This window comes from Paenibacillus sp. B1-35 (genome assembly GCF_050474385.1).
In the GTDB taxonomy this organism is placed as follows: Bacteria; Bacillota; Bacilli; order Paenibacillales; family Paenibacillaceae; genus Paenibacillus_B; species Paenibacillus_B alvei.
In genome coordinates, this window is the sequence record NZ_JBCHVJ010000011.1 from 53,928 (window position 1) to 71,707 (window position 17,780).

11 protein-coding genes and 2 rRNA genes are annotated in these 17,780 nt (G+C 47.0%); 1 reads left to right on the forward strand and 12 read right to left on the reverse strand.

Features of this window, described 5'->3' with window-relative positions:
* Positions 1 to 18 precede the first annotated feature (18 nt).
* Positions 19 to 1,104 (reverse strand): PIN/TRAM domain-containing protein, encoded by a 1,086-nt coding sequence (locus ACQ5BJ_RS25460; RefSeq protein WP_005544592.1) that lies wholly within the window; start codon positions 1,102 to 1,104, stop codon positions 19 to 21.
* A gap of 229 nt (positions 1,105 to 1,333) precedes the next feature.
* Between ACQ5BJ_RS25460 and ACQ5BJ_RS25465 the strand changes: the two genes are divergently transcribed.
* Positions 1,334 to 1,729 carry a hypothetical protein gene (locus ACQ5BJ_RS25465; RefSeq protein WP_005544593.1) on the forward strand — a complete coding sequence of 132 codons (396 nt, stop codon included), beginning with the start codon at positions 1,334 to 1,336 and terminating at the stop codon, positions 1,727 to 1,729.
* A 96-nt stretch (positions 1,730 to 1,825) separates the two neighbouring features.
* Here the strand turns inward: ACQ5BJ_RS25465 and pssA are convergent, their stop codons facing one another.
* From pssA to ACQ5BJ_RS25520, 11 genes are all read right to left on the reverse strand, one after another.
* Positions 1,826 to 2,554 (reverse strand): CDP-diacylglycerol--serine O-phosphatidyltransferase, encoded by a 729-nt coding sequence (gene pssA / locus ACQ5BJ_RS25470; RefSeq protein WP_171417954.1) that lies wholly within the window; start codon positions 2,552 to 2,554, stop codon positions 1,826 to 1,828.
* A 54-nt stretch (positions 2,555 to 2,608) separates the two neighbouring features.
* The gene (disA, locus tag ACQ5BJ_RS25475) at positions 2,609 to 3,682 is read right to left on the reverse strand and encodes a DNA integrity scanning diadenylate cyclase DisA (protein ID WP_005544595.1); all 1,074 of its coding nucleotides are present in this window, start codon (positions 3,680 to 3,682) and stop codon (positions 2,609 to 2,611) included.
* A 16-nt stretch (positions 3,683 to 3,698) separates the two neighbouring features.
* Positions 3,699 to 5,066: a DNA repair protein RadA gene (gene radA / locus ACQ5BJ_RS25480; protein ID WP_430112924.1), complete on the reverse strand. Its 1,368-nt coding sequence runs from the start codon at positions 5,064 to 5,066 to the stop codon at positions 3,699 to 3,701.
* A 336-nt stretch (positions 5,067 to 5,402) separates the two neighbouring features.
* Positions 5,403 to 7,850, reverse strand: a complete 2,448-nt coding sequence (gene clpC, locus ACQ5BJ_RS25485; RefSeq protein ID WP_163979305.1) for an ATP-dependent protease ATP-binding subunit ClpC — start codon at positions 7,848 to 7,850, stop codon at positions 5,403 to 5,405.
* A 23-nt stretch (positions 7,851 to 7,873) separates the two neighbouring features.
* On the reverse strand, positions 7,874 to 8,941 hold the full coding sequence (locus tag ACQ5BJ_RS25490) for a protein arginine kinase (RefSeq protein ID WP_005544600.1): 1,068 nt from the start codon (positions 8,939 to 8,941) through the stop codon (positions 7,874 to 7,876).
* Positions 8,942 to 9,017: 76 nt separating this feature from the next.
* On the reverse strand, positions 9,018 to 9,563 hold the full coding sequence (locus ACQ5BJ_RS25495; protein WP_005544601.1) for a UvrB/UvrC motif-containing protein: 546 nt from the start codon (positions 9,561 to 9,563) through the stop codon (positions 9,018 to 9,020).
* Between the two features lie 51 nt (positions 9,564 to 9,614).
* Positions 9,615 to 10,076: a CtsR family transcriptional regulator gene (locus ACQ5BJ_RS25500; protein ID WP_005544602.1), complete on the reverse strand. Its 462-nt coding sequence runs from the start codon at positions 10,074 to 10,076 to the stop codon at positions 9,615 to 9,617.
* A gap of 565 nt (positions 10,077 to 10,641) precedes the next feature.
* Entirely contained in the window at positions 10,642 to 11,721 is a 1,080-nt protein-coding gene (locus ACQ5BJ_RS25505) for an S-layer homology domain-containing protein (RefSeq protein WP_430113423.1), read from the reverse strand.
* A 26-nt stretch (positions 11,722 to 11,747) separates the two neighbouring features.
* Entirely contained in the window at positions 11,748 to 17,099 is a 5,352-nt protein-coding gene (gene pulA / locus ACQ5BJ_RS25510) for a type I pullulanase (protein ID WP_430112930.1), read from the reverse strand.
* 262 nt (positions 17,100 to 17,361) lie between these two features.
* Positions 17,362 to 17,478 (reverse strand): 5S ribosomal RNA (gene rrf / locus ACQ5BJ_RS25515).
* 77 nt (positions 17,479 to 17,555) lie between these two features.
* Positions 17,556 to 17,780 (reverse strand): 23S ribosomal RNA (locus ACQ5BJ_RS25520); the annotation flags it as partial.

Genomic DNA, 17,780 nt, shown 5'->3' on the forward strand with positions numbered 1-17,780 from the left:
TATCCCCATCATACCTGTTTATTGGGCTTTTTCCAACAGTTTTGGCTTAGCAAATATCATTCGACCAGCAGAGGTCTGCAGCACACTTGTCACGAGAACCTCCATTGTCATACCGATATAGTCTCGGCCGCCTTCAACGACGATCATTGTACCGTCATCCAAATAGGCTACGCCTTGTCCGTGCTCTTTACCATCCTTAATAACTTGAACAACAATTTCTTCTCCCGGCAGGACGACTGGCTTCACTGCATTTGCAAGATCATTAATATTGAGCACAGACACGCCTTGCAGTTCGCATACCTTATTCAAGTTGAAATCATTCGTTACAACCTTGCCCTTCAGCAGCTTCGCAAGCTTGACCAGCTTGCTGTCTACCTCGGAGATCTCTTCAAAATCCCCTTCATATATGAGCACCTTTACTTCCAGTTCCTTTTGAATCTTATTCAAAATGTCTAAACCTCTACGTCCACGATTGCGCTTGAGCAAATCCGAAGAATCCGCGATATGCTGAAGCTCCTCCAGAACGAATTCTGGAATGACAATGGTTCCTTCAATGAACCCCGTCTTGCATATATCTGCAATGCGGCCATCAATGATGACGCTTGTGTCTAAAATTTTATGTTCTTCCATGCCCCTTGTCTTCTCCTCTCCCCGCTCTGGTAGCCGGAATGAAGAAAACCACTTCACGATTTCTTCCCGCTTCATAAGTGCCGCTTGCATGCCTGCTGCTGACAATAAAACAACCAAACAGACTGAAATCATACGTCCTACTATCCCGAACGGCTCGAACACCGGTGCAAGCAAGGCACCGAAGGACAATCCGAGTAATGCCCCTGAAGCTCCTGACAGCAGCATTCCTGCTGACATACTTACCATACGTTCCTCTACCATGCTCCATACCCGTGCCAATGGCGTAAAAAGTGCACGACCCATCACAATAAAGCAAAATGCCCCGCCAAGCGCCCATAACAATCCGTTAGAAGTTATTCCAGGGTTGGATAATGACGAAAACTCCATCGACTGCATATTCCAATATCGATGGAACTCAATCCCACTCCATGCTCCGATCAATCCTGCCACCGCATAAAATAATCGTCTGAACACGAAGTCCACCTCCTTGTCTAAATTGGATATCTTTACAATTATGGCCCAACCCCTCCGCTCCTAACCGTCCACTCGCACAATTTTAAATTTGAGGCGAAGTTGAAATGTGGGAATTCCCAGAAGTATAATAGGGGAGTAATTACTGTTTGCGGAGCACTAAATTAACGTGAGTCTCTTGAGTGGTATGGCTCGGGCTACCCACGATTCCATGAATAGAGGTGGATAAGAAATGAGTACTTCCAGTTTGCAATCTTTGCAGGATCAAGTCGGCGATTTATTGTTAAGACACCGAAGCTTGCTGGACATTCTTTCGAAATACGGACAGTCCGATGCCTCGGTAAACCGCGCGATTACAAAAGCGATTACGGAATGTGGATGCTTGGAGCTGCACGCGAAACGACAGCCTTATCATGACGACATGGATGTAGATCAAGCGAAGCGAATTCTCGAATCCCATGTCCAAGGACATTTATGCGAGAACTGCAAGGATGTGGTGAAGAGTGAACTCGGTAAGCATCTTTTCTATATGTCTGCACTCTGCAACCTGCTTGATATTGAGTTAGAGGATGTTGTTAAACAAGAATCGAGTAAATGCCAGACTCTGGGGATATTCAACTTATCCTGATAAAAGAGTAAATGGAAATCATAGGAAACCATACAAAAAAAGCACCTGCTGGCAAATAGCTCGCCTGCAAGTGCTTTTCTTTTTTATTCCGTAAGCTTAGGAATGCTTCGATTGGTACCACTCTTCTGCCTCAAGCTGCTTTTTGCGGCGTCGATTCAGCATTCTAACGTTTTTTTTTAATCCGAGCAGTGCATACAGCACCAGCGGTACAAAAATCAATTTTGGTGTTTGCTCCGGCTGCCATACCGCAATTGCTACCGCCCCTGCAATGACAAACGGTGTAATCCAAATGGCTTTCTTCGGAATACCTACCTTCTTAAAGTTCGGATATTTTACCGTACTAACCATTAAGTAGGATAACAATATCATCGCAATGATAAGATAAGCTTCCGGAATGCTCTCATGGAATAAAGCAAGTGTACAAGCTACACCGCCAGCTGCTGGGATTGGCAAGCCAATGAAGTACCCTGGAATACCATCCTTAACGTTAAAGCGCGCAAGGCGCAGTGCACCACAGATTGGGAAGAGTGCGGTAACGATGCAAGCCAGCACCGGGTTAATATCAGTAAAGGCGACGGCATACATAATAAAAGCTGGCGCTACACCGAAGGAAATCACATCGGACAATGAGTCCAGTTCCTTACCGAACTCACTCTGTGCATTCAGTGCACGCGCAACGCGCCCATCCAGTCCGTCGAGCAACATGGCAATAATGATCATAAGAGCTGCTAAGTTGTAGTCACCGTGAAACGCAAGCATAATGGAAATAATTCCGAGTGATAAGTTACCGATCGTAAACAAGCTCGGAATGGACTTTGTAATCATAGGTTCACCTCTAATTTTACTATGCCCAACGTACGTCCTTTCATTGTAGGAAAATCAAATTTGCCTGTCAATGAAGACCTGCTCCTGAATCCGCTTAAGACCTTCTTTGATCGCGCGTGCGCGTACTTCCCCAATTCCGTCTACTTCATCCAATTCTTCAATCGTCGCCATCATCACATGAGGGAGGAATTGGAATGTTTCGACCAGATTCTGAATAATGACGTTAGGAAGTCTTGGGATCTTGCTAAGAACGCGGTATCCGCGCGGCGATACGGATTCTTCCTGAATCGTGCTCGTCGTCGGGTAACCGAGCAGTCTTATTAAATGATGGGTATCCAGCAGTTCATCAGCCGTGCATTTTTTAAGTTGGGCAATAATCTCACGAACTTTCTCATCGCTTCCGTCCCGGGCGTAATCCTTCAAGAGTAACCAAGCGTCTTCCTCAGTATTGCTTACAAGCTCTTCGAGCTGCATGCTGATGAGGCGTCCCTCTGTACCCAGCTCGTTAATATAACGCTTGATCTCCATCTTAATACGTAACACCATCTCAATACGTTGCACAACATTTACGACATCGTATAAGGTAACCAATTCTTCAAACTCGGATGCAGTCAAATTCGTCATGCCCTGTACGAGGACAACCTTATATTTTTCCAATGTTTGAATCGCTTGATTCGCCTTTGTGAGAATGACGCCAATCTCCTTCAACGCATAGCGGAGACTGCCTTGATACAAAGTAATGACATTTCGACGCTGAGAAATGGACACTACCAGCTTGCCGGTCTGCTTCGCTACCCGCTCCGCTGTCCGGTGCCGAATGCCTGTCTCGGTAGATGGAATGGAGGAATCAGGAATAAGCTGCGTGTTCGCATAAAGAATTCGCTTAATGTCCTCGCTCAAGATAATGGCGCCGTCCATCTTGGCCAGCTCATACAGATAACTTGGCGAAAAGTCGCAATTGATGGAGAATCCGCCGTCCACAACCTCCATCACTTCCGGACTGTATCCAACAACAATTAGTGCGCCTGTTTTCGCACGCAGCACGTTCTCCAATCCGTCGCGGAAAGGCGTTCCGGGTGCCACCATCCGCAACAGATCATTCATAATATCCAGTTGGCTTTCCTTCATTCTATATCTATGCCCCCTAACCTAACGCCACAGCTAATGCTTCAGCAACCGTATTTACTCCAACAATTTCAATATTGGCAGGCGGTTTCCAACCGCGCAAGCTCTTCTCTGGTAATATAATGCGCTTAAAACCAAGTTTCTCTGCTTCCTTCACACGCTGCTCTGCACGAGAGACGCCGCGAACCTCACCAGTGAGCCCTATTTCGCCAAAGACAACATCGAACGGCTGAGTCGGCATATCTCGGAAGCTGGAAGCAATCGCAACCGCCATCGCTAAGTCAACGGCCGGCTCATCTAGCTTAATTCCACCCGCTACATTCACATAGGCATCCTGATTCTGCAGGAACATCCCCATTCGCTTTTCTAAGACCGCAATAATAAGCGCCAGCCGATGATGATCAATGCCTGTCGCCATTCGGCGCGGGGAAGGAAAATTCGTCGCCGATACGAGCGCCTGCATTTCAACAAGTACAGGACGTGTCCCTTCTAGGCTGGCAACAACCGTAGAGCCTGCTACACCGAGCGGTCTTTCCTGTAGGAACATTTCGGATGGGTTCTTCACTTCAACAAGTCCGCCCTCCGTCATTTCGAAGATGCCAATCTCATTCGTCGATCCGAACCGATTCTTCACAGCTCGCAAGATTCGGTAAGAATGATGCCGCTCTCCTTCAAAATAAAGGACACAGTCTACCATATGTTCAAGGAGACGCGGACCCGCGATTGCCCCTTCCTTCGTCACATGTCCAACGAGGACAGTAGCAATTCCCTTGCCTTTAGCGATGCGCATGAATGTGCTTGTGCATTCGCGTACTTGCGCAACGCTGCCGGGAGCAGACTCAACCGATGGTTGAAATACAGTCTGTATGGAATCAATGACAAGGAAATCAGGCTGTGCTGCCTCCAGCGCTTCCTCGATATATTGCAAATTCGTCTCACTAAGAACGAATAGATTCTCTGACAATACACCGAGGCGATCTGCCCTAAGCTTGGTCTGACGCATCGATTCTTCCCCAGATACGTACAGCACCTTGAGGCCGCTGGCGGCAAGTGCATTCGAGGTTTGCAATAGGAGTGTGGACTTCCCGATACCAGGGTCTCCCCCCACTAGAATCAGCGAGCCTGGGACAACCCCCCCGCCCAAAACTCGATTCAGTTCGCTAAGTGTCGTGGTGAGCCGGGGTTCACGTCCACTTTCTATGTGTATGATAGATTGCGGTTTTTCTTTCGTTTGGATCAAGGAAGAATGCACACCGGCAGTCTTTACAAGAGTCTCCCGCTCTTCCACCATCGTATTCCACTCACTACAGCCTGGACATTTTCCCATCCACTTCGGTGATTCGTATCCACATTCCGAACAATAAAATTTCGTCTTAACTTTGGCCATGAAGCCGACACTCCTAATCAATGTGCTGCAAGTCGTCGGTCGCCATGTCCGCAAACAGGTACCTCGTTACTCATTACTCAATAGTTTACCATTTTTAAGAAGGCGGATAAAGTGCTTTAGCATATCATAAGCATAAACAGGCTCACACCATGACAATAAAACGGTGAAAAACCTTTTGCCTAACGCTATAGCTAGACTCCCTAAATTAATGTCTCTGCTTCAACGAGCTGTAAGCCATACATTATATCCTCCTTATTTGCATAAAAACAAAAAAGAGAATCGTGCTCTCCCTTTTGGCAAGGGAGAGCACGATTCTCTTGTGAATCTATATCTTATTTACACATTGGCTGTATTGGCTTCTTTATTATGCAGGACAACCAACTCGCCGTCCTTCTCGTCGATAACGACGGAATCGCCTTTGCTTACATTGCCCTTCAGCAGTTCCTCTGACAGACGATCCTCGATATGCTTCTGAATCGCTCTGCGCAGCGGACGTGCGCCGTACGCTGGATCGAAGCCTTCCTTCGCGAGGAAATTCTTCGCATTATCTGTCAATTGGAAATCGACATCTTGTTCCTTCAGGCGCTTGCGAAGTTCTCCGGCCATAAGGGATACAATCTCAGCGATATGCTGTTGTTCCAGTGAGTGGAACACGATAATTTCATCAATCCGGTTCAAGAATTCAGGACGGAAGCTCTTCTTTAACTCGCCCATTACTTTGTCCTTCATGTTGTTGTAATCCTTGCCAGCGTCATCGATTGCTGTGAAGCCCAGCGTAGAATTCCGCTTGATCGCTTCCGCACCAACGTTAGAGGTCAAGATGATTAGCGTATTGCGGAAATCAACGACGCGTCCTTTCGAATCCGTTAGACGACCGTCCTCCAGCACCTGAAGTAAGATGTTGAATACTTCCGGATGTGCCTTCTCGATTTCATCCAACAGGACGACAGAGTATGGCTTGCGGCGAACCTTTTCCGTCAATTGGCCGCCTTCCTCATAGCCGACATATCCCGGAGGCGCTCCTACGAGACGAGCTGTTGAATGCTTCTCCATATATTCAGACATATCGATGCGGATTACGGCATTCTCGTCACCAAACAAAGATTCAGCCAAGGCACGCGCAAGTTCTGTTTTACCAACCCCAGTAGGTCCAAGGAAGATGAAGGAGCCCATTGGGCGCTTCGGATCTTTCAACCCTGCACGCGCACGGCGGATTGCCCGGCTCACAGCCTTCACTGCTTCATCCTGGCCAATCACACGCTGATGGAGAATCTCTTCCATCTTGAGCAAGCGTTCCGTCTCTTCTTCCTTCAGCTTCAATACCGGAATTCCCGTCCAGCTTGCTACAACTTGAGCGATATCTTCCGGTGTTACCTCGGAGTCTACGCGTCCTTGTTTCTCTTTCCACTGGTTGCGAACCGTTTCCAGTTCCTCGCGCATCTTCTGCTCTGTATCGCGAAGTGCAGCAGCCTTCTCGAATTCTTGGCTCTGTACGGAAGCATCCTTCTCCTTGCGAATATCCTCCAATCGTGCTTCAAGCTCTTTCAAATTAGGCGGTACTGTGTACGTATGAAGACGTACTTTGGAGCTCGCCTCATCGATCAGATCAATTGCTTTATCAGGCAGGAAGCGATCCGTAATATAGCGATCTGACAGCTTCACTGCTTGCTCAATCGCTTCATCGGTAATTTTCACGCGATGGTGTGCTTCGTAGCGATCGCGCAACCCAGTCAAAATTTGGATAGCTTCTTCCGGTGTCGGTTGATCTACCGTAATCGGCTGGAAGCGTCGTTCGAGCGCTGCGTCCTTCTCAATATATTTACGATATTCATCAAGCGTTGTTGCCCCAATGCATTGCAGCTCACCGCGAGCCAATGCCGGCTTCAAGATGTTAGAAGCATCAATCGCCCCCTCAGCTCCACCGGCGCCGATCAACGTATGCAACTCATCAATGAACAGGATAACGTTACCCGCTTGGCGAATTTCATCCATAATTTTTTTCAAACGATCCTCAAATTCACCGCGGTATTTCGTACCAGCGACAACTGAACCCATATCAAGCGTCATTACACGCTTATCACGCAACGTCTCTGGGATTTCATTGTTAATAATCTTTTGTGCCAAGCCTTCTGCTACAGCCGTCTTACCAACCCCAGGCTCACCGATAAGCACTGGATTGTTCTTCGTGCGGCGGCTCAATACTTGGATAACTCGCTCAATCTCCTTCGAACGTCCGATAACCGGATCCAGATTGCCTTCCTTCGCTACCGCAGTCAGGTCGCGAGCCAAGCTGTCCAGTGTCGGTGTGCTTACATTTTGCGACTGGCCGTGATGGCTGGATACAGCCTCACTGCTGCCAAGCAGTTGCAGCACTTGTTGGCGCGCTTTATTCAAGCTGATGCCGAGGTTGTTCAGCACACGTGCCGCTACGCCTTCCCCTTCACGAATCAAGCCAAGCAGGATGTGCTCTGTTCCCACATAGGTGTGGCCAAGCTTGCGAGCTTCGTCCATGGACAGTTCAATAACTTTCTTCGCACGCGGCGTATACGCAATATTAAGCGGCTGCTCTTGACCGCGCCCAATCAATGTTTCGACTTCGTCCTGAATCTTTTCCAAGCCAAGACCGAGCGCTACGAGCGCTTTCGCCGCAATGCCTTCGCCTTCACGAATAAGTCCAAGCAAAATATGCTCCGTACCAATATTGTTATGCCCCAGTCGAACAGCTTCTTCCTGTGCCAAAGCTAATACTTTCTGCGCACGTTCTGTAAATCTACCGAACATCATATGTGTTGCACCTCCATATTACATTATGATTTAGATTTGGATAACGTCTCGCGAATCATCTTCGCACGATGTGTATCTCGATCTTCTGCAGATAATGCCGTGTTGTATTTATGTTGTAAGAAGCCTGGCTGTGTCATGACCAACAGTTCATTCAGATCTGATGGCTGAATATGCTGCAAGATGCCAAGGTCAGAACCAAGCCTGATGTCGGACAACCGTTGTGCGGCTTCTTTTGAGTCCATAATTACTGCATGCTTCAAAATTCCATAGGAACGGCATATGCGATCCGTTAACCGAATGCGATTGCTCGTCAGGAGCTGCTCACGTGCTGCCTTCTCATGCTCGATTAATTGCTTCACAACACTGTACAAATTATCAATAATCTCAGATTCGGATTGACCCAACGTAATCTGATTTGAAATTTGGAACAGGTTGCCGATCGCTTCGCTACCTTCTCCATATATGCCCCTAACTGCCAGACCTACCTGGGTTACGGCCTGAAGCATGAGGTTGATTTGCTGCGTCATAACCAATGCCGGCAAATGCATCATCACCGATGCTCGAATTCCTGTACCAACATTCGTCGGGCAACTCGTCAAAAACCCTCTCTTCTCATCAAAAGCGTAATCGATATGCGATTCGAACACATCATCGATCCGACTCGCTTGCTCCCACGCTTCACGAATTTGCAGTCCTGGATACAGACATTGAATACGAAGATGATCTTCCTCATTAATCATAATGCTGGTCGATTCATCCTCACTTACAATAACTGCACCATTGCGGGACTCATTCGCTAAATTCGGGGATATTAAATGCTTCTCTACAAGCACTTGCTTCTCTGTATCGCTAAGCTCTGCCAGCTCTAATTCATGAAAGTGATTCAATTGCGCAAATTCCGGGTCTTTCATGACTGCTGACAAACGATTCAACACCTCAGCTGATTGCTGATTCGTAGCCAAGAGTGGGAACGGCAGCCCGCTAATATTCCGCGCCACACGGATACGGCTGCTAATGACGATATCGGAATCAGGGCCCGTGCCGCGCATCCAATCGCTTAGGGCTTCATCAATAAATCGTCGCTCTGTCATCTCGTCATCTCCTTCCAATTCGCACTGCTTAATGTCATCTTACTCCCTCGATATCACTTATATCCTGTGAGAGCTATTAGGAACTGCTTCGCTCAGAATCGCTAGGCGGTTGATTCTCCAGCTCGCGAATGCGGTCACGCAAGTTAGCCGCCTCCTCGAACTCTTCACGCAAAATGCTGTACTGTAGCTGCTTCTTCAGCTCTTCCAGCTCGCGTCTGCGCTGAATCCGTCCCCCTCCACGCTTCGGAATTTTACCTACGTGTATGGTATTGCCGTGAACCCGCTTCAAGAGCGGATCCAAGCGATCGCCGAAAAAGGTGTAGCACTCATCGCATCCAAAACGCCCTAGCTTACCAAATTGCGCATAGGTAAGTCCGCACTTCTCACAGCGCATTGGCTGCGGCTTCGCATCTTCCTTAGCTCCTTGCTTGCTGCCTGTCAAATCGAAATCAAGCAAACCCGACAATAAATTATGGATGGAGAATCCGTTCGCCGTGCCTGGAATCCATTCGCCTTTTTCCCGAGCACATGATTCACAAATGTGAAATTCCGTCTTCTGTCCATTAATAATTTTCGTAAAATGCAGGGTAGCCGGTTTCTGACCACATTGTTGACACACCATAACCGTCTCTCCTCCTTTATAGATAGCTTCCGTTTTGCTTACATCCAGCCTTTATTTGCTCAATAAAGCCAACAGCATGGATCGGAGCAACCGAGCACGCAACTCGTCGCGATAAGGAAGCTTCACTGTCAAGTTATCTCGAGATACTGCAGCCCGCAGCAGATTCGCTTCCCGGCGGGAGATGAATTTCGCTTCTTCCAGTTGATAGATAAGTCCCTCAGCGGCACTTTGTTCGATCCGCTCTCCAATGGACTCGCACAAATGATTATGAATCGCTTGATGCGCCGGCAAGTCAATTCGCTGGATGCGAATGTATCCTCCTCCGCCGCGCTTGCTCTCAACGACGTATCCCTTCTCCAATGTAAAGCGCGTGCTGATTACATAATTAATCTGTGATGGTACGCAAGAGAATTGTTCAGCTAAGTCATTGCGTTGAATCTCTACGGCGCCTTCCGAACTCTCAAGTAGGATATGCTTCAGATAGTGCTCGATCAGGTCGGAAATGTTGCGCATTGTCTCCCCCCTTTCCGCTTAAAGTAGTCTCTATATTAGGTTTAACCAAATATAAGCCTCACTTATTCTGTTTTGGCTTAATATTTTGAACTTTTTTGACTATTAGTCTGACTTTGACTTTCTTTGACTTTACATTTATTATAGCGCACTCTTATGAATTTGCAACTGTTTTAGATCAATTTCATCAGCTATTCTACACTTTTATGTGGATAACCTTCTTCTAAGGAAATTCATTTAACTCTGTACATCTCGATTACGCAGTATATTCAAATTCGCTATTATTGGTAAGCCCCATTCATGCGATGAATGTTGTGGATATCACGCCTATTCTCCACATAAGTGGATAATTGATGCGTACAGTGTGAATAAAAAATAGAAAATTCTCCGTCCTAGAGATTGTTCACAGGCAAAAATATTTATGGTGTACATATTACAGCTAGTGAAGAACATTTATGCACATGTGAATAACAAATTCAGTTTAGAGCAGAAGTTGCATGATACCGAGTGAAAACCGATATAAAAATACTCCCGCTGCCGCACAGCGGACGACACGGGAGTATCCGTATTATTCTGCAATATAATGAAGAATTGCAAGAAGTCGTTTCAAAGCAGCTCCCGCTTCTGCTCGTGTAGCCTTTTCGCTAGAACGCAGTGTACGGTCTTGATAGCCGTTGAGTACCCCGGAAGTGAGTGCTTTACTCGTAGCCACTCTTGCCCAGTCTTTGATTTGTTCTACATCCTTATAATAATCCATAGCCTCCGCAGCATGATCCTTCTCAGCTTGCAAATCATGTCCTGCAATATGTGCAGCATTGACTAGCATTTGTGCCATTTGCTCGCGAGTGACTGGGGCATTTGGATGGAAGAATCCATTTTCATCTCCCTGTATGAGCTTCAGTTGAGCTGCAATTAATACCGCATCTGCATACCAAGCTGATACTGAAACATCTTTGAGCGCTTCCTTAGATAAGGTACGAGCTTGAACATCGCCATATCCTAATCCACGTATAAGCATGGTTACAAATTCTGCTCGAGTTACGGCAGCATTCGGAGCGAATTGTCCACCATCACGCCCTTGGACTATTAGCTTGGAAGCAAGCATTTCCACAATCGACTTCGCCCAGTGTCCATTTACATCTCCGAAGCTCGGAGCGTATTGGATAACAACAAAGTTGCCATTGTAGCTGTGCTTCATGTTCATTGTGGATTGGGTATCCTTCTCAGAACGCTCCACCCAAGACGGTACGAATGAAAATGATTTTATCATAGCATTGTACTTCAGAGCTGTCATTTCCCCTAAGCTTTGGCTGCCCGGTATTCGAATGGAACCTGCCGTAAAGCTGCCTGCTCGATCAGGAATTGATGCGGATTTCCCATCCTGTTCCCAATTCAGTTCGAACTGTACAGCTGACATCAAGCGTGCGCCAGATAATGTGGAAGCAGCAGTCGCAATTTCCTTCATCAAATCATTGGATGGCTTCTTCATGCGCAAGGACAATTGTTGTGGAGCATGATCACCGTTCCATTCTCTAAGCTGCTTCATTGGAAGCTGATAGCGTCCTGCCCCTGTCTGTACCTCAATCTCCAAATGAGCAAGCCTTTCAATCGCACTCCTTAGCTTTTTCACTGGGAATCGTATGTGCACATCATCTTCTTCCGTCGGCGCTGAAATCATAGCTGCTTGCCTGATGCAGTATCAGTGAATCGAGTCATCGCATCAATCTCTTCATTGCTAATTTGCAGCTCAGATGTCTTCGTTCCATCCATATTATTTACGCGCTTAATCGATGAAGGCTCAAAGCGGATACCTTCTGTGGTTACAGTCATTCCCTTGAATTGCTCTTGTACCCCGACAGAACCACCGCCACGGTTGCGATCCTTGCTATCGTTTTCATTTCCAGAGCTGCTTCCAGTGTCTGTACCCGATTCTTTATCCGGCTTTGTACCTGGGTCTGTTCCCGCGTCTTTCACAACGACAATCGAGCGCCCGTTTACGGTATTGTGCGGATCATTCAGTTCGTTTGTTATCCCATCCTTTGTTATGGAGAATTTGTACGAATATTCGCCATTCGCTGCGTTCATCATTACGTAGACGAACCGTTCATCTTCCTCATCGTACGTCATCGGGTAAGACTTGTTGTTGATCACAACATCAGCCTTGGTGATGTGATCCTGCTCACCGCTGGCAAATAATGACTCATCCCGATAATAGAACGCAATCTGACTTTTCTCTTGAACCGGGCCAGCTACCGAAGGTAGCGTCTTGAAAGCTTCCTGCCCGTTATATATATATACCTTGGTTAGGGAGTCATCCAAATTCGTCTTAATGAACCGATTGGCATCGATATCTTTCGCTTCCCAGTTTCCTTTTTTGACAATAAATCCAATCGATTCAGCTTCTGGTGCGATTTCAATCGTGGCAGTCGCCATTCCCTTATCAATACGCTGGAACTCATGACCGTCATCTTTTACACCAGTCTGCCATACCCACAGTCCCCAGTTGTCATATTTCGCGTCTGGACGAACATAGTTAATTTGAACATAGCGCTTCAGGAACGGCTTAACCACTACATTCTTCGATGCCTCTACTGCTCCAGCTCGAGCTGTAATGACAGCTGTTCCTTCCCTCACACCCGTTACCTTCCCAGCGCGATCGATTCTGGCCACTGTTGCATCCGACGAACTCCACTCTACAGCTGCACTGGACATCATCTGTCCGAATTGATCCTTGACTGCAGCTGTAAATGGTAATGTGCGCCCCTCAAAAATTGAATCTGAACCGTTAATGGACAGCGTCATAGGAACAAGCTTCGCTACTTTCACATTTACCTGTGCCGTCAATTTGCCTGAGGTTGCGGTAAGGACTGCGGCTCCTTCCTTCACTGCCGTTACTTTGCCTCCATTGTTCATGACTGCCACCGCAGCATCGGAGGTTGACCATGTTACGTTCTCAGTGAACATCGGACGTCCCTTCTGATCGCGCACCACTGCTGTTAAGCGAGAGCTTGTTCCAGGCTCTAACCCAAGCGTAGAAAATGCTACTTCAAGCTTTGTCGCTGTCGGTGTATAATCATTCTCCTGATCGTACAACACCATCATGGACAATCCGGCTACCTCTACCTTGCCGCCCTCCACCATACGAATCGTCTCCACACCGGCAGACGTATGATCCACGACAATGTTCCATTCGTCCGGAGTTGGCAATGCAACCTCTTGCGATGCAGTCGAACCGTTATAAATGACGACGATATTGCGCCACTTATCCCCATTCGCAAAGTTATTCAACTTGAATGCAATAACCTGACCTTCTTGACGGTAAACTTGTAAGTTTGAAGTGACCTCATCCTTCTTTGTCATGCGGAAAGCAGGATGTGCTGTCCGAAGCTCGATAAGACCTTTCAAGTAATCAAATACTGGTTTGTACTCCGCCTTCTGCTTCCATACGATTTGATTAATCGCATCTGGGCTCTCATAGCTGTTATGATCTCCGAACTTGCTTCGTAGCAGCTCATCTCCTGCATGAAGGAACGGAATTCCTTGCGCCGTGAGAACGATACCATTTGCAAGCAGCGAGCGTTTCACTGTCTCGTTATCTAGTACATTCGGCTCTGTCAAGGTAGCGAATGGATTACGTTTAATGTCCGCATCATTTCCTTGTGTCTTCAGCACTTTATCCCACAAATTCAAGTTATCATGTGCAGTTACATAATTAATCGTCTCCGTCGGAGAAGCCGTAAAGTCTGTAATTGCACCGAGCAGCCCCTTCACCACATCCGCCTCTTTACCTTCGGCCCCTGTCGCGAAACCTGTGGAAGCATCGTCACTTCCACCCTTAATGGCCCCACGAATATTGTCATTGAATACTGCGAATCCTTCTCCCCGCTGTTTACCCTTCTCAATCTGCAATTCCGCAGCTAGCGGTGTGCTGCCCCCTGACCATGGCTCGCCATAGATAATGATGCTCGGGTCAATCTCTTTTAGATCATGAACAATGGCGCGTGTCGTCTGCAAATCGATCAGCTTCATCAAGTCGAAGCGGAAACCGTCTACATTGTATTCCTCTGCCCAATACCTTACGGAATCCTGTACGTACTTGCTAACCATAGGACGTTCTGTTGCTACTTCATTTCCTACACCGGAACCATTTGTTAAGTTGCCTTGCTCATCGCTCCGATAGAAATAACCCGGTACAATCTTATCAAATACCGACATATCGGACTCCAAGCCAGTTACAAATGTATGATTGTACACGACATCCAACACGACCCGAATGCCTTGATCGTGAAGCGCTTGCACCATTGCCTTGAACTCACGAATTCGCTTCGCCGGGTCTTCCTGCGCCGCGTTGGTCGTATAGGCTCCCTCAGGGATGTTATAGTTTACCGGGTCATAGCCCCAATTAAACTTCCGCTCTTTCGAGTTCGTATCATCAACCAACTTCTCATTTACCGAACCGAAGTCATAGGTCGGAAGCAAGTGAACATGCGTTACACCAAGCTCTTTCAAATGGTCGATCCCTGTCTTAATATCAGGCTTACCTGGCAAAGTCGTTCCGGTTTCCGTAAACGCGGTAAACTTTCCCCGGTTGCCGTGCGATATTCCCGAATTCTCGTTAATTGAAAAATCACGAACATGCAATTCGTAAATGATAGCGTCTGTTGGATCAAGGAACGGAGGTTTCCGATCGCCATCCCAGTTTGCCGGATTTGTTGATGCAAGTTCAACAATGGCCGACTTTGTACTGTTCACCGATGCTGTTCTCGCATACGGATCAAGTGCATACGTTATGCTTCCATCCGGGAATTGCAGCTTGTACATGTAATAGGTTCCGTTCAAGTTGCCATCCACGTCAACTGCCCATACACCTGTAGCTGCATCCTTGTGCATCGGAATTTCTCTACTAGGCGTTTCTTTTGCAGTATCTGCCGTATTGTATAAAGTCACAGCAGCATGTGTAACGGTAGGCGCCCATACTTTGAAGCTGCTTGAAGCAGAACGATACGTAACGCCCAAATCATTCCCTGTGTATACATAACTGTCCAAAATGCCTCGCATCTTGATTGGCATATCTCTATAAATGTTCCGTAGATTTCCTTCATACCGTACTGTTAATGCCCTTGACACATCATCAACCGGTGTGGACAAACGGATCTTTACTGATTTCTCATCTTCACCTTGAGCAGATACCCCCTCCAATTTGGATGTACCATCATAAATGACAAATGCGGTGTAATCCAAGTTCGGAACAACATCCTTCAACGTGACACGAACTTCATTATCCTGATCCATGATAGCAGCATGCATGGAAGGCTGAGCCTTTGTCGTAAAGGAGAACGTATATGCAGCATTCCGTGTGTGGGTATCCTTTCCTGTAACGCTCCCTGCTGGAATGACCGCCTTATACTCCGTATCATAGCGAAGCGGCTGACTCGGTGTAATGATCAGCTGCTGTCCCTTTATCGCCACATCTATCGATTGAGTCGTTCCTTTTGATTCTTCAAGTGTAATACCTTGACCATTCATTTCTACTTGTTCGGAAAAGGTGACGATAATCGGCTTTTCAACTGCTGCATGCTGCTGCTTGTTGGCCGGATCTGTGCTAATTAGCTCCAGAGCGTCACTCATCCCCTTTATCTCATAATTGTGGGCATATACACGCTGCACATTGGGGTTTGATGATTCATCCCAACTGTTTGCCCGTGTATTACCTGGATCTTCCGGTATTATATTGAATGCACCATGCGTGTCCTCATTTCCGCTTAGAACAACAATTGGACGCAGTTGATCATGATTTTTTAGCTTGAGCTGGTATAGCGGAATGGCCGCCTCAAACCCCGACTGTCTGGAAACTGCAAACTCCGCTCCTTTACGATCACCCCATGTTGATAGTATGGGATTCCCTATATCCAAAGAGTCATATAAAGCAGCGCCTTCAATCTCATTGTCCTGCTTCAATCGCATCATAATATGATATTGCGGCTTTTCTGACATCCCGCTGAAATTATATTGTGCTCCCCATGGATTGTCCGAATTGCCTGAGTCCACTTGATTCACATTCAAGGCGATATCAATAAACTGCCCCTTATCTCCCCAATTCGGCATTTGCGCGTCTACCCATACATACAGCTTCTTGCTGTCATTCATCAGCTTGATCTCACCAAGCTGCGTCTCTCCGTAAGTGCTCGCTGTAACGGATTGACCAAGCGCTCCAACCCCATCCCACAAACTATCTTTAACCCCGTCAATGGTCGGAGCAAAGGTAACAGCGAACGGCTCACTATATGCCGCTAATCGGTTCGGATGCTGCTTCATATTCCAACCATTCGCAATTTCATTGTCTGTTGTTTCTGGGATTACATCGAATACCCCATGCTCATCTGCTCGATCTCCACTAAGAACGACTATCGTTTTGACAATATCGTTCAGTTTCAAATGAAGCTTACTCAGAGGGATAGCTCCGCTTATCACCTTAGCCTCGTCTGCAACATGGAAGTATGCCCCTTGTAAATCGCCTGATCGAAGCAATGGAGAAGATGAAGCACTCTTATATAGAGCAGCCTCGCCGCCTTGCTTCGCTTCCATCACGATATGGTAATTTGGCTTTAGATTAGTATTCTCATAGTTGAATTGTCGTTGATAAGGATTGGACGACACTCCTGAATCTGTATCGTTGATCTGCAACGCAATATCAATGTAGTGCCAAGATTCTGCATGCGCAGCATCGACTCGAAAATACAAATAATTTGCATCGCTCATAAGTTTAATCTGATCAAGCTTAGCTCCATTCCAGCCTGCCGTTGTTGATGTTCCCAGCGGCTTCACCATATTCCAATCAACAGCCTTCAGCGCATTTTCTGCTGCTGTCTGCCCCGCTGCTCTACGCTGTGTTTGCTGCTGTTGAATTTGAGATTGCAGGGTTGTAGGCAAGGCTTGAGCTGCCCCTCCTCCCAAAACCGGCGTCATACCGCTCAATAATATGGCGCCAACTAACATACAAGAGATTGAAGCCTTCCATTTCCTCATGACAATTCTCCTCTCTATGTGTGAAATATCATTTATGCAAACGTTTGCATTTTAGACAAAGGAAATGAACAAGTAAAAAATCTCAAACTGTCCTTGGTCAATATGTAATGTATATATGAGAACAAGCATCTTATGTAAACGTTTACAACAACAAGCATACTAGTTTCTTCTAATTCATGTCAACCCGATCTTTGAACCTATAAAACAGATTATAACATACGAAAAAACCACTATCGAGTGATCTCAACAGTGGTTTTTGTGTGCTTGGCGACGTCCTACTCTCCCGGGACCCTGCGGTCCAAGTACCATCGGCGCTGGAGGGCTTAACGGTCGTGTTCGGGATGGGTACGCGTGGAACCCCTCCGCCATCGCCACCAAACAGCATTGGCTTAATGCCAATATGAAGTTCAAGGTCATACCTTGAAAACTGAATGCGAAAGTTCGTGTTGAATCAAATAGGATAAGCCCTCGACCGATTAGTATTGGTCAGCTCCACACATTGCTGTGCTTCCACCTCCAACCTATCTACCTCGTCGTCTTCAAGGGGTCTTACTAATTGGGAAATCTCATCTTGAGGGGGGCTTCACGCTTAGATGCTTTCAGCGCTTATCCCTTCCGCACATAGCTACCCAGCTATGCTCCTGGCGGAACAACTGGTACACCAGCGGTGCGTCCATCCCG